13 protein-coding genes are annotated in these 13,928 nt (G+C 62.3%); 4 read left to right on the top strand and 9 right to left on the bottom strand.

What is annotated here, in order from left to right; all coding sequences use genetic code 11:
* The first annotated feature begins 77 nt into the window (after nucleotides 1-77).
* On the top strand, nucleotides 78-1,853 hold the full coding sequence (locus AQUI_RS0122195) for an SLC13 family permease (protein WP_027259485.1): 1,776 nt from the start codon (nucleotides 78-80) through the stop codon (nucleotides 1,851-1,853).
* Between the two features lie 42 nt (nucleotides 1,854-1,895).
* Here the strand turns inward: AQUI_RS0122195 and AQUI_RS32320 are convergent, their stop codons facing one another.
* The 5 genes from AQUI_RS32320 to mgtE all read right to left on the bottom strand — a co-directional run bounded on the left by AQUI_RS32320 (nucleotide 1,896) and on the right by mgtE (nucleotide 7,016).
* Entirely contained in the window at nucleotides 1,896-2,027 is a 132-nt protein-coding gene (locus AQUI_RS32320) for a hypothetical protein (RefSeq protein ID WP_281172020.1), read from the bottom strand.
* Between the two features lie 112 nt (nucleotides 2,028-2,139).
* Entirely contained in the window at nucleotides 2,140-3,918 is a 1,779-nt protein-coding gene (locus AQUI_RS0122205; protein WP_027259486.1) for an SLC13 family permease, read from the bottom strand.
* Between the two features lie 209 nt (nucleotides 3,919-4,127).
* Nucleotides 4,128-4,940: a TIGR00282 family metallophosphoesterase gene (locus tag AQUI_RS0122210; protein WP_027259487.1), complete on the bottom strand. Its 813-nt coding sequence runs from the start codon at nucleotides 4,938-4,940 to the stop codon at nucleotides 4,128-4,130.
* A 114-nt stretch (nucleotides 4,941-5,054) separates the two neighbouring features.
* Entirely contained in the window at nucleotides 5,055-5,618 is a 564-nt protein-coding gene (locus tag AQUI_RS0122215; protein ID WP_027259488.1) for a 5-formyltetrahydrofolate cyclo-ligase, read from the bottom strand.
* Nucleotides 5,619-5,627: 9 nt separating this feature from the next.
* Nucleotides 5,628-7,016 (bottom strand): magnesium transporter, encoded by a 1,389-nt coding sequence (mgtE, locus tag AQUI_RS0122220; RefSeq protein WP_027259489.1) that lies wholly within the window; start codon nucleotides 7,014-7,016, stop codon nucleotides 5,628-5,630.
* A 144-nt stretch (nucleotides 7,017-7,160) separates the two neighbouring features.
* Here mgtE and guaD point away from each other — a divergent pair, with 144 nt between their 5' ends.
* Nucleotides 7,161-8,447, top strand: a complete 1,287-nt coding sequence (gene guaD, locus AQUI_RS0122225; protein ID WP_027259490.1) for a guanine deaminase — start codon at nucleotides 7,161-7,163, stop codon at nucleotides 8,445-8,447.
* A 40-nt stretch (nucleotides 8,448-8,487) separates the two neighbouring features.
* Here guaD and AQUI_RS0122230 read toward each other — a convergent pair whose 3' ends face one another.
* The 3 genes from AQUI_RS0122230 to AQUI_RS0122240 all read right to left on the bottom strand — a co-directional run bounded on the left by AQUI_RS0122230 (nucleotide 8,488) and on the right by AQUI_RS0122240 (nucleotide 11,207).
* Nucleotides 8,488-9,828: an 8-oxoguanine deaminase gene (locus AQUI_RS0122230; protein ID WP_027259491.1), complete on the bottom strand. Its 1,341-nt coding sequence runs from the start codon at nucleotides 9,826-9,828 to the stop codon at nucleotides 8,488-8,490.
* 118 nt (nucleotides 9,829-9,946) lie between these two features.
* The gene (hisN, locus tag AQUI_RS0122235; RefSeq protein WP_027259492.1) at nucleotides 9,947-10,738 is read right to left on the bottom strand and encodes a histidinol-phosphatase; all 792 of its coding nucleotides are present in this window, start codon (nucleotides 10,736-10,738) and stop codon (nucleotides 9,947-9,949) included.
* Between the two features lie 97 nt (nucleotides 10,739-10,835).
* Nucleotides 10,836-11,207: a helix-turn-helix domain-containing protein gene (locus tag AQUI_RS0122240; protein ID WP_027259493.1), complete on the bottom strand. Its 372-nt coding sequence runs from the start codon at nucleotides 11,205-11,207 to the stop codon at nucleotides 10,836-10,838.
* 351 nt (nucleotides 11,208-11,558) lie between these two features.
* Here AQUI_RS0122240 and AQUI_RS0122245 point away from each other — a divergent pair, with 351 nt between their 5' ends.
* The gene (locus AQUI_RS0122245; RefSeq protein ID WP_027259494.1) at nucleotides 11,559-12,527 is read left to right on the top strand and encodes an NADPH:quinone oxidoreductase family protein; all 969 of its coding nucleotides are present in this window, start codon (nucleotides 11,559-11,561) and stop codon (nucleotides 12,525-12,527) included.
* 55 nt (nucleotides 12,528-12,582) lie between these two features.
* Here AQUI_RS0122245 and AQUI_RS0122250 read toward each other — a convergent pair whose 3' ends face one another.
* Nucleotides 12,583-13,464 (bottom strand): LysR family transcriptional regulator, encoded by an 882-nt coding sequence (locus AQUI_RS0122250; RefSeq protein WP_027259495.1) that lies wholly within the window; start codon nucleotides 13,462-13,464, stop codon nucleotides 12,583-12,585.
* Between the two features lie 125 nt (nucleotides 13,465-13,589).
* Here AQUI_RS0122250 and AQUI_RS0122255 point away from each other — a divergent pair, with 125 nt between their 5' ends.
* Nucleotides 13,590-13,826 (top strand): DUF1127 domain-containing protein, encoded by a 237-nt coding sequence (locus AQUI_RS0122255; protein ID WP_027259496.1) that lies wholly within the window; start codon nucleotides 13,590-13,592, stop codon nucleotides 13,824-13,826.
* Nucleotides 13,827-13,928 lie beyond the last annotated feature (102 nt).

The raw sequence follows: 13,928 nt of genomic DNA on the forward strand, positions 1-13,928 counted from the left end.
CGTGCGGGTGCCGGGTTTCAAGCGCCCTGCCCCGGCTTGGCCCTTGCTCGGCGGGGTTTCGGGGTTAAGCTGGCCCGATGACATATGATCAAGCTGTTTTATTTGCGTTATTTGCTGCCGTCTTTGCCCTGCTGTTATGGGGGCGCTACCGGTATGATCTGGTGGCCTTTGCCGCGCTGATGGCAGGGGTGGTGCTGGGGGTGGTGCCTGCTGGCGACGCTTTTGCCGGGTTTGGCCATCCGGCAACGCTAGTGGTGGCGCTGGTGCTGATTGTGTCCGCAGGGCTGGTGCGCTCGGGGGCAGTGTTCCTGATCACCCGGACGCTGGTGGACAGCGCCCGGGGCCTTGGCGGCCACATCGCGCTGATGGGCGGGGTCGGTGCGGTGCTGTCAGCCTTCATGAACAATGTCGCGGCGCTGGCGCTGCTGATGCCGGTGGATATCCAGACCGCGCGCAAGGCGGGACGCGCACCTGGGCTGAGTCTGATGCCCCTGTCCTTTGCCACCATTCTGGGCGGCATGGCGACCCTGATCGGCACCCCGCCAAACATCATCATCGCGGCGATCCGGGAGGAGCGGCTGGGAGAGCCGTTCCGGATGTTCGATTTTGCCCCGGTGGGCGGCGTTGCGGCGCTGGCTGGGCTTGGCTTTGTGGCGCTTATCGGCTGGCGGCTGATCCCGGCGCGGGAGAATGCAGCAGGAGCTTCCGAGGCGCAGCTGGCGCCCTATATTGCCGAGCTGACCGTGGGCGAAGACTCGGAACTGATCGGCAAACGGCTGGGCGAGCTGGATGAAGAGGCTGAGAAGGCGGATGTGGCGATCATCGGGCTGATCCGGGATGGCAAGCGCCGCTATGGCCGCTCCAGCGCTGCCATGCTGCGGGACGGGGATGCCCTGGTGATCGAGGCCGAACCGGAAGCACTGGATGAGTTCCGCAGCGCCCTGAAACTGGATTTTGCCGACGCCGCACGGCAGGAAAAAGTGACGGCTGCAGGCGACGGGCTGGAACTGGTTGAGGTTGTGGTGCCGGAATCTGCCCGTGTGCGCGGCCGCAGTGCCCAATCCATAGGCCTGGCCTGGCGGCAAAGCGCCGTGCTATTGGGGGTTTCCCGTCAGGGCAGGAGGATCACCAAACACATCCGCCAGACTGAAATTGAAGCAGGGGACATTCTGCTGCTGCTCTGCCCGCGCGGACGCAGTGCCGATGTCACCGACTGGCTGGGCTGCCTGCCGCTGGCGCAGCGCGGGCTGGCGGTAACGGCAAATGACAAGACCTGGGCCGCCATCGGTCTGTTTGCCGCCGCCGTTCTGGCGGCTTCTGCCGGGTTGATCTACCTGCCGGTGGCCCTGGGCTTGGTTGCGATCGGCTATGTCCTGCTCAAGATCCTGCCGGTGGCAGAGATCTATGACCACGTGGAATGGCCGGTGGTGGTGCTGCTGGGCTCGATGATCCCGCTAGGGGCGGCACTGGACAGTTCAGGCGGCACCGCATTGATTGCCAATGCGCTGACGGGCCTGACCGCAGGCCTGCCCGCCTGGGCTGTGCTGACGGTGCTGATGGTCGTCACCATGACGCTGTCGGATGTGCTGAACAATACCGCAACGGCCATTGTCGCGGCACCCGTGGGCATTCAGATGGCGGAGTCCCTGGGGGTGTCTCCTGATCCGTTCCTGATGGCGGTGGCGGTTGCCGCCTCGGCGGCGTTCCTGACGCCGATCGGGCATAAGAACAACACGCTTGTTCTGGGTCCCGGCGGTTACCGCTTTGGCGATTACTGGCGGATGGGGCTGCCGCTGGAGGCTCTGGTCATTGCCGTCTCTATTCCGGCAATCCTGGTGTTCTGGCCATTGTAGCGAGGACCAAAACTTTTGCGGAAAAGTTTTGCCAAAATCCTTTCACAAGGATTTTGCGGCCTGTGCGGAGACCATTGCAGGCTGTGCTTGCCGGTCCGCCCAGGCCTGCGACATCAGCACAATGGCTGTTGATCCGCCCAGGACCCCAATCAGGAACAGTTTTTTGAAATCCATTTGCCACCCCTAGAAATACTCCCCTGTTTCATATGGGCATGGCTTTAACAATTTCACGTAAACAGGATCTGGCAAGGCGAAAAATCGCCATCGCCAAAGGCATCCAGTGCGATCAGAGCGGCCAGAAAAATGGAATGATCAGCGACGCAACCATCCCGACGCTGAGGTTCAGCGGGATGCCGACACGCAGAAAATCGGTGAACTTATAACCGCCTGGACCGTACACCAAGGTGTTCGTCTGGTAGCCGATCGGAGTGGCAAAAGACGCCGAGGCGGCGACCATGACGGCCACTACCAAGGGGCGCGGATCCACCCCCATCGCCTGGGCCAGGCCAATGGCAATCGGGGTAACCACAACGGCCACAGCATTGTTGGAGACCAGCTCAGTCAGGACCGAGGTCAGCAGATAGACCGCCCAGACCAGCAGGAACGGCGGCAGCATCGACAAGGCGGGCGCAATGGCGTTGACGATCAGGGCAACCGCACCGGAGCTTTCCAGCGCCGCCCCGATGGCCAGCATCGAAAAAATCAACGCCAAGAGACGCCCATCGACAAATGAGAACGCCTCATCCGCATCAATACAGCGGGTCACGAACACCAGCGATACCATCAGCAGCGACAGCATCAGGATAGGTGCGACGCCAAAGGCGGCCAGCAGAACGATCCCCAGCAGCGCAACAACGGCAATCGGCGCGTGGCTGCGGCGGTAGGCGCGCTGGGTCGGCTGCGAGACATCGGCCAGATCCATATCGGAGGCCAGACGCTGGATATCAGCCGGCGCGCCCTCCAGCAGCAGGGTGTCGCCGATCCGCACCACGAGGTCGTCCAGCTGCACACCGATGTTCTGGTTTCGCCGGTGCACCGCCAGCGTGTAGACGCCGTAGCGGCGGCGCAGGCGCATCGCGCCAAGGCTGCGGCCGACCATGCGGCAGCCCGGGGTGATCAGCACTTCGACGGTTTCGGTCTCGACGGCGGAAACCTGATCCACCCGCTTGAGCTCCTTATTGGTTTGCAGGCTCAACAGCTCGGTCATTCGGGTGCGCAGCACCACGCGGTCGCCGACCTGCAGTTCCACCCCTTTGAGGTTGCGGCGCAGCGATTCATCGCCGCGGATCACATCGATCAGCCGCACGCCAGGGCGCTTGAACAGCTGCACGCCGGTGACTTCGCGGCCGATCAGGTTGCTTTCAGGCGGGATCACTGCTTCGGTGAAGAACTTCATCTTGGATTTATCGCTGAGCAGCATCGCCATGCTGTCGCGGTCCGGCAGCAACCGCGGTGCGATGAAGCGCAGATAGACCATGCCATAGACCACCAAGATCACGCCCAGCGGGGTGACTTCGAAAATAGTGAAGGGTTTCAGGCCCTGCGCCCGCGCCACGCCATCCACCAGCAGATTGGTCGAGGTGCCGATCAGCGTCAGCGTGCCGCCCAGGATCGCGGCATAGCTGAGCGGGATCAGCATTTTGGAGGCGGACACATTCAGGGTGCGGGAAATCTGGATGAAAACCGGGATCATCACCACAACCACCGGCGTGTTTGACACCACGGCAGAGGCCGCGACCACAAAGGCCATCAGCAGCGCAACCGCCAGTTTGGGGTTCACCTCGGCCTGTTTCTTGGCAATTTGGGTAAAGGCATCCAGCGCCCCTGTCCGCACCAAAGCGCCCATGATGATGAACATCGCCGCAATGGTCCAAGGCGCCGGGTTGGACAGCACCGGCAGCGCCTGATTGTAGGGCAGAACGCCGGTGGCCAGCATTGCCGCAACGCCGGTCAGCGCCACAACTTCGGTGGGATAGGTTTCGCGCAGGAAAGCCACAAACATGGCCAGGACAATGGCAATCGCCAGGACCGCGCTGCCGGTTTCACCTAGTTGGAAGAACTGCATTTACCGTGATGATGTCCATATAGTTTCAGGCGGATTTAGCGTGCTGCTGCACGCTTCGCCATCGCGCAGTTTCCCTGAAACCTTTCGCCTGAGCAAGAATTTCCGCATCAGCAAAGTTTCGAGGGCCTGGATTCGGGAATTTATGCGGAAAATCGCGGCTGCAACGGCAAATCATCCCGCCCCAGGCTGCATTGCGCAGGGGCGCGGCCTTAAGGGGCGGCTTCCTGCAGCAAGCCGCCATTGCGCACCATGCGAATCTGCTTGGCAGCACCCGTTCGGTCGTCGGTCTCGACAAATACGCCGGAAAGGGTAGCCGCACCATTTGCGGGGGTAAAACGGGCCTTGGGCATTCCAGTCAGGAAGCGGCGCATCGGCTCGGCTTTGTCCATCCCAATAACCGAATTGTAGTCGCCGCACATCCCGGCATCGGTGAGATAGCCGGTGCCTTCGGACAGGATCTGCGCATCCGCTGTCGGCACATGGGTATGGGTCCCCACCACCAGCGAGGCGCGACCATTGCAAAAGTGGCCCATTGCCATCTTCTCGGAAGTGGCCTCGCAATGCATATCGACGATGATCGCCTGTGCCAGCCCGCCGCGGGGGTGCGATTTCAGCACCGCCTCGACCGCGCCGAAGGGATCATCGAATGCGCGTTTCATGAACACCTGGCCCAGCACCTGCACCACCAGCACCTTGCGTCCGCCCGGCGCCTGGAACAGCCGGTAGCCGCGGCCCGGCGCACCTTTGGCAAAGTTCAGCGGCCGGATAATGCGCTGTTCCTTTTCGATGAACTGCAGCATGTCTTTCTGGTCAAAGGCATGGTCGCCCAATGTCAGACAATCGACCCCCGCGTCCAGCAGCAGCTTGGCGTGCTCGCCGCTCAGCCCCATGCCGTTGGAGGCATTCTCGCCATTCACCACAACAAAATCGAGCCGCCAGTCCTGGCGCAATCGCCGCAGATTATCAGAAATGGCACTGCGCCCCGCGCGGCCCATCACATCGCCTAGAAACAAAATTCGCATGTGCGCGTGGTACGCCGTTGCGCCCGGCAGAACAAGGCCCGCGGCAGGCGTGCAAAACTTTTCTGAAAAGTTCTGCCAAGATTTTTCCACAAAATCTTGGCTGCTTGGCCTGCGTCAGCGGCTGAATTGCAGGATCCGGCTTTCGGTCACCAGCATATCGAGCGGCTGGTCGGTGGGTTCCAGCGGCAAGTCTTCGGCCTCTTGCGCGTCAAAAGCAAAGCCAATCGCCAGCGTCGCCCGTTTGCCGCGCAGCAGTTCCAGCGTGCGATCATAGAAGCCGCCGCCGTACCCCAAACGCCCGCCCTTGGCATCAAAGGCAACCAGCGGCACGATCAGGATCTCAGGTTCGAAAAAATCATCCGTTTCGGGAACCATGGCTCCAAAGGGGCCGTCGCGCAGCGGGACTTCGGGCTGCCAGCGGCTGAATCTCAGCGGCTGCCCTGCCCCCATGATCACCGGTACGCCCACAGGCCCGTGCGCGGCGGCTTCGGCCATTGCGGGCACCGGGTCGATTTCTGTCCGGATCGGCAGAAAGCCAGACAACGGCACACCGCGGTAGCCGGCCAGCACCTCGGACAGACCGCCTGCGGCACCTGGAACATTGCGGGCATGCGCTTCCTTGCGGCGGGCAAAGGCGGCCTTGCGGGCGGCGGCTTTAATCTCGGTCAGATCCGTCATCGCGGTCTCCTACAGCAAAACGGTGGCGGCAAGCCCGAGGAAGGCAAAGAACCCGACCACATCGGTCACAGTGGTCACAAATGCGCCTGAGGCCAGCGCCGGGTCAATACCGGCTTTCTCCAATAGAACCGGGATCACCGTGCCCGCCAGCCCCGCCACGACCAGATTGATCACCATAGCGACGGCAATCACCACCCCCAGCATTGGCGAACCGAACCAGGCCAAGCCCACCAGCCCCATCACAATGGCAAAGATCACCCCGTTGACCAGCCCCACAAGCACTTCCCGGCGGATCACCCGCCAGACGTTGGAACCGGTCAGGTCGCGGGTGGCAATCGCGCGCACCGCAACCGTTAGCGACTGGGTGCCGGCATTGCCGCCCATAGACGCAACAATCGGCATCAGCACCGCAAGGGCGACGAACTGGGCGATGGTGTCCTCGAACTGGGCAATGACCAGCGAGGCCAGCACCGCGGTCACCAGATTCACCGCCAGCCAGGGGAAGCGGCGCTTGGTGGTTTCGATCACCCGGTCAGCCAGCGAGCTTTCCTCGCCCACGCCAGCCAGGCGCAGAATGTCTTCCTCGTGTTCCTCATCCTGCACGATCATCGCATCGTCGATGGTGATCACACCGACCAGTCGCCCCTCAGCGTCGGTCACGGGCGCCGAAATCAGGTGGTACTGATTGAATGCATAGGCCACGTCTTCCTCGTCCTGATCGGCGGGGATCACCTGAAAGGTGTCCTCGACCAGTTCGCTCAGCGGCACTTCACGCTTGGTGGCCATTATCCGGCCAAGGGTGACATTGCCAATCGGATGCAGACGCGGATCAACCAGGACCACGTGATAGAACTGCTCTGGAAGATCATCTGAGTTGCGCATGAAATCAATGGCCTGGCCGACATTCCAATGCTCGGGTGCCATCACCACTTCGCGCTGCATCAAGCGGCCGGCGGAGTTTTCCGGATAACTCAGAGATTGCTCAACCGCGACCCGATCGGCGTCTTCAAGCGCATCCAGGATGGCTTCCTGCTGCGGCACCTCAAGGTCTTCGAGAAGGTCTACGACATCGTCGCTTTCCATCTCCCGGACCGCATCGGCCAGAACCAGCGGGTTCAGCGTTTCGATAACCTCTTCACGGATCGACTCGTCCAGTTCGGACAGGATCTCACCGTCGAACTCACGGTCATAGAGGCGGATCAGCCGCGCCCGGTCGCTGGCATCGATCTGTTCCAAAAGGTCGGCGATGTCGGCGGCGTGCAGGTCTTCCAGCAGATCCGTCAGCGTCTGCTGATCGCCCTGCTCCACCGCACCCAGAATCTGGGCAACCAATTTGCGGTCCAGGTCATAGGAGTCGTCCTGAGACAGGTCGCCGGTGATGTTGTCGCCGCTGCTCATGTGATGCCCCCGGGTATTTTGTGAGTGTTTGCCTGCAAAATAGAAGAAGCGGCTACCGGAAAACAATGTCATCGGCATAATTTACCGGAGCTGATGCGGCGGGTATCCTGCCCGGAGCCATTTTGCAAGGAAAGGGTTGGAAGAATGGGCACCGATTACATCCTGAAAGGGCACGTGCTGTCTTTTGCCGGCTCTCCCTTCACCGCTGGCCAGCCAGAAGATGCCGTCCGGCTGCAGGACGCGGTGGCGGTGCAGGACGGCAAGGTCGCGGGTGCCGGTCCGCTGGCAGAAATGCAGGCACTGCTGCCTGAGGCGAAAGCCGTGGATCACAGCGGCAAGCTGATTATGGCCGGGTTTGTGGACGCCCATGTGCATTATCCGCAGACCGCCATCATCGCCAGCTGGGGCAAGCGGCTGATCGACTGGCTGAACAGCTATACCTTCCCAGAGGAGATGCGGTTCGGCGACCGCGCCTATGCTGATGAAGTTGCCAATCGCTATCTGGACCTGACAGCCGCCCATGGCACCACCACGGTCTGCAGTTATTGCACCATTCATTCCGAAAGCGTGGATGCGTTTTTCACGGCGGCGCAAGGCCGCGGGCAGCGGGTGGTTGCGGGCAGGACCTGCATGGACCGCAACGCACCGGATGGGCTGCGGGACACGGCCCAATCTGCATATGACGATTCAGAAGCGCTGATCGGGCGATGGCACGGGGTGGACCGGCTGGAATATGCGATCACCCCGCGGTTTTCCCCCACGTCCACCCCGGAACAGCTGGAGGCAATGGGCGCGCTTTGGGGCAAGCACCCGGAATGTCTGATGCAAACGCATCTGAGCGAGCAGATTGATGAGATCGAATGGGTGAAATCGCTGTTTCCGCAGGCCCGCGACTATCTGGACACCTATGAGGAGTTCGGCCTTTTGGGCGCTAGGGGTCTTTACGGTCACGCGATCCATTTGGAGGAGCGTGAACGGCACCGGCTGCGGGACTTTGGCGCGGCGCTGATCCATTGCCCGACATCGAACACTTTTATCGGCTCCGGGCTGTTCGATATGGCCGGGCTGATGGCTGAGGGGCAGAGGATCGGCCTTGCCACCGATACCGGCGGCGGGTCCAGCTTTTCAATGCTGCGCACGATGGCGGCGGCCTATGAGATCGGCCAGCTGCGCGGCACGCCGCTGCAGGCGGCGCAGCTGTTGTGGCTGGCGACCCAAGGATCCGCCACGGCGCTGCGGATGGAGGCAAAGATCGGCAATATCGCCGCAGGCATGGAGGCGGATCTGGTGGTGCTGGACCTTGCCTCCACCCCTGCCATCGCCCAGCGTGCGGAACGCGCCGAGGACCTGTGGGAAGCGGTGTTCCCGACCATCATGATGGGGGATGACCGCGCGGTCGCCGAAGTCTGGATCGGTGGCAGGCGGGTATAGGAGAGGCGCTGGCGCGCCTCTGCCTGCGGCAGGAGTACTTTCAAAAAGAAGAAGCCAAAGACTGCGCTAGCCGGCCGTGGCGTTCGATGAGACGCGGCAGGTCGAGGGTGGTGACTTCGCCGCCCCGGATGATCTGCTTGCCCTCGACAAACAGGTGTTTGACCTGGGTCGGGCCGGCCAGCAGCAGGGCGGCAGCATCCCAGCTGCCGCTGGACGCAATGCCGGTGGTATCCCAGACGGCGACATCGGCGCGCTTGCCTGGCGCCAGGCGGCCGCAATCGGGCCGGCCCAGCACATCGGCGCCGCCTCGGGTGGCGATCTCCAGCGTTTCATAGGCGCTCATCGCATCGGCACCGTTGGCAACCCGCTGCAGCAGCATGGCCTGACGCGCCTCAGCGCTAAGGCTGGCCATGTCGTTGCTGGCGGAGCCGTCCACGCCCAGCCCCACAGGAACCCCAGCATCGCGCATTGCCCGCACAGGCGCGATGCCGCTGCCCAGGCGGCAGTTGGAACAGGGGCAATGAGCAACCCCGGTGCGGGTTCTGGAAAAAAGATCAATCTCTTGCACGTCCAGCTTCACGCAATGGGCGTGCCAGACATCCTCTCCGGTCCAGCCCAATTCTTCGGCATACTGGCCGGGGCGGCAGCCGAACTTGGCCTCGGAATAGGCAATATCCTCGTCATTTTCGGCCAGATGGGTATGCAGCATCACGCCTTTGTCGCGGGCCAGCAGCGCCGCATCGCGCATTAGCTCGCGGCTGACCGAAAAGGGCGAGCATGGCGCCAGGCCGACGCGGCACATGGACCCCTCGCCGGCATCGTGGAAAGCGTCCACCACGCGGATCATGTCATCGAGAATGGCCTGCTCTTTCTCAACCAGGCTGTCGGGCGGCAGACCGCCATCGCTTTCGCCGATGCTCATGGCACCGCGGGTCGGGTGGAAGCGCAGGCCCACCTCGCGGGCGGCGTGAATAGTGTCTTCCAGACGGGAGCCGTTGGGGTAGAGATACAGGTGGTCGGAGCTGAGCGTGCAACCGGAGAGCGCCAGTTCCGCCAGCCCCAGCTGGGCAGAGACGAACATCTCGTCCGGAGTGAACTGCGCCCAGATGGGATAGAGCCGCTGCAGCCAGCCGAACAGCAGCGCATCCTGGGCGCCGGGCACTGCGCGGGTCAGGTTCTGGTAGAGGTGGTGATGGGTGTTGACCAGCCCTGGGGTCACCACACAGCCGCGGCCTGAAACAATGTCTCCGCTGGTTTGCAGCCCCTGCCCCACGGCGGCAATCCCGCCGCCGCGGATCAGCACATCGGCGCCGTGCAGCACACGGCGCGTATCATCCATTGTCAGGATGGTATCGGCATTTTGAATAAGAATCTCTGTCATTTTCACACACTCCAAAAGACAGCCCGCTTCAGAGGAATGTGTGATTGGCCGATGGAAAACGGGCGAAGAACCGGCCTGCCGGGAAAACTACAGGCAGGGGGCGCCGGTTTCAACCCGTTTACGTCTGCCGCAGCAGTTCCAGCGCAGCCGCGTGGATTTCCGCGTTGGCCGCGGCCAGGGCACGGCCGCCATTATGGGCCGGGTTGCCCTGCCAGTCAGTGACCATGCCGCCTGCTGCCTGGATCAGCGCAATCGGCGCCTGAATATCATAAGCGTTGAGACCGGCTTCTATCACCAGATCCACTTGTCCTACCGCCACCAGCGCATAGGCATAGCAGTCGGTGCCATAGCGGGTCAGTTTGGCGCGGGCCGAGACCCGTTCGAACGCAGCCCGGTCATCCGGTGTGCCGACCTCCGGAAAAGTGGTGAACAGGATGGCGTCTTCCAGCGCCGCAGTGGCGCGGGTCTGCAAAGGTCTTTCGCCAAACGGTCCGGTCATGGCGGCAATTTCCGGTCCGCCGCAGAAACGCTCACCGGTATAGGGCTGATCGATAACGCCCAGGAACGGGCCGTTTTCATCTGACAGCGCAATCAGCACGCCCCAGGTCGGCGTGCCGCTGATGAAGCCGCGGGTGCCATCAATCGGGTCCAGCACCCAGGTTCGTCCAGAGATGCCCGGTTTGGTGCCGAACTCCTCTCCCAGTATTCCATCATCGGGGCGCGTATCCGCCAAGACCGCCCGCATCGCCTGCTCGGCAGCGTGGTCCGCAACAGTGACCGGATCAAACCCGTCTTCGAGTTTATTTTCAGCCGTCAGCGAAGATGTGCGGAAATGCGGCAAGATGGCAGCGCGTGCTGCGTCTGCCAGTCTGTGTGCAACGTCAAGATCAGATAAAGCGGCCTGTTTCATATCGTGACGGGTGCCACTCGCCCGGCACGATTGCAAGCGCAAACCCCGCCATCGCAGGTTTTGCGCTTGCAAATACTTTTCATTCGCCGTCCGGATTTCAGGCGACGTCGCTTAGCACACGTGCCAGTTCAAACAGGCGTCGGCGCTGGTTTTCCGGGATCGCGTAGTAGGAGCGCACCAGATCAAGGGCCTCTTTGTCGCCCATCAGGTCTTCCGGAACGGAGGCTTTCTCCGCGGGGGCTTTGCCTTCTTCCTGCAGCCCTTCGAAGAAGAAGCTCACCGCCACCTCAAGCGCGTCGGAAATATCCCAGAGCCGCGAGGCGCTGACCCGGTTCGCACCGGTCTCGTATTTCTGAATTTGCTGAAATTTAATGCCGACCTGCTCGGCGAGTTGCTGCTGCGTCATGCCGATCAGCCACCGGCGGTGGCGGATGCGCTTTCCCACATGCACGTCAACTGGATGAGCCATGCGTTTCTCCTAAGTCCAAAATCCGGCTGCAACCCGGACCGCTGCATTCCTATAACCTGTTCTGGCTGCTTCAAATCTTTGCCGGAACACGGTTCCCCATCAGAGCGATCTAAGCTCAACCTCTGAGCAAAAGTGTACAACCCTTGCGATTGATTGCAAGGCTGCCGTCGCCCCATGCGCAGCCCGCACGTTCAAGCGCATGATTTCATGTATCATTTTTCTAAAGGTTTTGTTGCCAAGCGGCTGACGATCACGTACCTCCCCAGAAATAGCGAGGTGCAGCCAGGCGCAGCAACCCGCCAGTGTGAGGGCGCGAATCACACAGATTCCCGCAGAAGGTGAGGAAAAAATATGCAGGCTTTCCAAGTTCCAGCCTTTGACCGTCCGGCGTCGCTGACGGAAATAGACGTCCCGCCGCCGGGGCCCGGAGAAGCAGCCGTTGCGCTGCGGGCCTGCGGTTTGAACTTTGCCGACCTGCTGATGATGAAGGGCAGCTATCAGGACACGCCCGAGCCCCCCTTTACCCTGGGATTGGAAGCGGCAGGCGTGGTGACGGAATTGGGCGATGGCGCAAAAGGGTTTGCTCCGGGAGACCGGGTCGCAGTGTTCGGCGGCTCCGGCGGGCTGGCGGAAGCCGGGGTTTTCAACACGGCCCAGCTGATCCGGATCCCCGATGCGATGAGCTTCGAGCACGCCGCGGCAATGCAGATCGCCTATGGCACCAGTCATATGGCGCTGGATCATTGCGCCCGCCTGCAGCCGGGCGAGACGCTGCTGGTAACGGGGGCCGCCGGCGGCGTCGGGCTAACGGCTGTTGAGATCGGCAAACTGATGGGCGCGACAGTGATTGCCCAGGCCCGCGGGCAGGAGAAGCTGGAAGTGGCGGCTGCCGCCGGTGCGGATCATCTGGTTGATGCCGGCGAAGACCTGCGCAGCACTGTGAAGGCTTTGGGCGGCGCAGATGTGGTCTATGACGCCGTGGGCGGCGAGGTGTGGAAAGCCGCCTTCCGCTCCGCCAATCCGGGCGCGCGGCTGCTGCCGGTCGGATTTGCCGGCGGCGAGGTGCCGCAAATCCCGGCCAACCACCTGCTGGTGAAGAACCTGACGGTGATCGGGTTTTATCTGGGCGGCTACATGAAATTTCGGCCCGAAGCGGTGTGCCGGTCCTTTGAGACGCTGTTTGCCTGGCACGGCGAAGGCCGCATCAAGCCGCATATCAGCCACACCCTGCCGCTGGACCGCGCTGCCGAGGGGCTGGACCTGCTGCGCAGCCGCAAGTCCACCGGCAAGGTGGTAATCACCTTGGGCAGCAACAGCTGACCAGCAGCAACCGCGTGGCAGGACCTCTCCCGCCCGCGGCCACAGCATCAGCCCGTTAACTGGCAGCGCGCAGCGGCGCGGACCACAGACCCTGAAAGGCCTGACGGATGAATTCGGCCAGTTCCTCGACATAGGGCGCGCGCACGCGCTCGGCCCCGTAGAGGTTGATGTGCTGCAGGGGAAGATCCGGCAAGCCGCAGCCCTGTTCGACCAGTTCCTGATAACCGGGCTGGGTCCCCTCCAGCAACACACCGATGGCCAGATCGGCGCTGACCGTTGCCTCGACGGTCCGGTCGGAATCGCTGTCGAGCGCCATCTCCCATTCGATACCCGCCTCATCCAGCGCCGCCGTGGCCACAGGGCGGAAACTGCAGTTGCGGCAGAAGCCAAGCCGCAGGGGACGCTGCCGCCAGACCGACCCGTCCGGCGCGCCGACCCAGCGCAGCGGCATGCTGTGGATCGTCTCGCCGCCGCCGCCTGATCCGTTTTCCGTGGTCAGGATCAGGTCGAACGCGCCGCGCGCGAATTCGGCTTTGAGGTCGCGGGTGTTGGATGTGCACAGGTTCACATTCACCCGCGGGTAACTGAGATTGAACCGCTTCAGCACTTGCGGGATGACCGGATGCACCACGTCATGCGGCACCCCCAGCAGCACCTCGCCCTCAAAGGCCTGGTCTGTCAGCCTGCCGATCACCTCGTCATTCAGCGCCACCATCCTGCGGGCATACCCAAGCATTTGCTCGCCTTCCGCTGTCAGCGCAATAGTGCGCGCGGAGCGGTCCAGAAGGCTCAGCCCCAAAAGCTCCTCCAGCCGCTTCATCTGCATGGAGACCGCCGATTGGGTGAGATGCAGAAAACCGGCTGCCCGGGTCACGCCGCCATTGTCCGCCACCGCCACAAAAGAGCGGAGCGTCGTGATATCGAGATTCCTTACCATCACAGCACCTGATGCATTAGATCAAAAACATTCGTTTTTAAAATGTGCCACAAGACACCATATTCATCAACACAATTGATCACCCAAAAGGGACGCATCACAAACTCAACTGAAGGATCCGCGCTATGACCTTTGCAACCTCTTCCTGCAACGCCCCGTCCTGCACCCCCTCGTGCCCCACTGCAAAGCCGCCGCTGTCACTGACCGCCCGCTTGCATCTGCATGTATCGGCATGGCGGCAGCGCCGCCAGCTGGCCAAGCTGGACGCCCGCGCACTGGACGACATCGGCGTGACCCGCGCCGAGGCCGACGCCGAGGCCCGGCGCGGGTTCTGGAGCGCACCGGATCACTGGACCCGCTGAGCGTCTGCAGCCCGATTTGACGCCCGCATTTGAGGCGGGCCGCCAGCCGGCGGCCCGTTTCCTCGTTTTTCATGTATTTATTGCCCCGAAATACTTGAACCG

The sequence above is a fragment of the Leisingera aquimarina DSM 24565 genome (genome assembly GCF_000473165.1).
Lineage (GTDB): Bacteria > Pseudomonadota > Alphaproteobacteria > Rhodobacterales > Rhodobacteraceae > Leisingera > Leisingera aquimarina.

Bases quoted from the DNA above. Each gene is read 5' to 3' on its own strand.
- AQUI_RS0122195 (WP_027259485.1), top strand. From the start codon at position 78: ATGACATATGATCAAGCTGTTTTATTTGCGTTATTTGCTGCCGTCTTT.
- AQUI_RS32320 (WP_281172020.1), bottom strand. From the start codon at position 2,027: ATGGATTTCAAAAAACTGTTCCTGATTGGGGTCCTGGGCGGATCAACA.
- AQUI_RS0122205 (WP_027259486.1), bottom strand. From the start codon at position 3,918: ATGCAGTTCTTCCAACTAGGTGAAACCGGCAGCGCGGTCCTGGCGATT.
- AQUI_RS0122210 (WP_027259487.1), bottom strand. From the start codon at position 4,940: ATGCGAATTTTGTTTCTAGGCGATGTGATGGGCCGCGCGGGGCGCAGT.
- AQUI_RS0122215 (WP_027259488.1), bottom strand. From the start codon at position 5,618: ATGACGGATCTGACCGAGATTAAAGCCGCCGCCCGCAAGGCCGCCTTT.
- mgtE (WP_027259489.1), bottom strand. From the start codon at position 7,016: ATGAGCAGCGGCGACAACATCACCGGCGACCTGTCTCAGGACGACTCC.
- guaD (WP_027259490.1), top strand. From the start codon at position 7,161: ATGGGCACCGATTACATCCTGAAAGGGCACGTGCTGTCTTTTGCCGGC.
- AQUI_RS0122230 (WP_027259491.1), bottom strand. From the start codon at position 9,828: ATGACAGAGATTCTTATTCAAAATGCCGATACCATCCTGACAATGGAT.
- hisN (WP_027259492.1), bottom strand. From the start codon at position 10,738: ATGAAACAGGCCGCTTTATCTGATCTTGACGTTGCACACAGACTGGCA.
- AQUI_RS0122240 (WP_027259493.1), bottom strand. From the start codon at position 11,207: ATGGCTCATCCAGTTGACGTGCATGTGGGAAAGCGCATCCGCCACCGC.
- AQUI_RS0122245 (WP_027259494.1), top strand. From the start codon at position 11,559: ATGCAGGCTTTCCAAGTTCCAGCCTTTGACCGTCCGGCGTCGCTGACG.
- AQUI_RS0122250 (WP_027259495.1), bottom strand. From the start codon at position 13,464: ATGGTAAGGAATCTCGATATCACGACGCTCCGCTCTTTTGTGGCGGTG.
- AQUI_RS0122255 (WP_027259496.1), top strand. From the start codon at position 13,590: ATGACCTTTGCAACCTCTTCCTGCAACGCCCCGTCCTGCACCCCCTCG.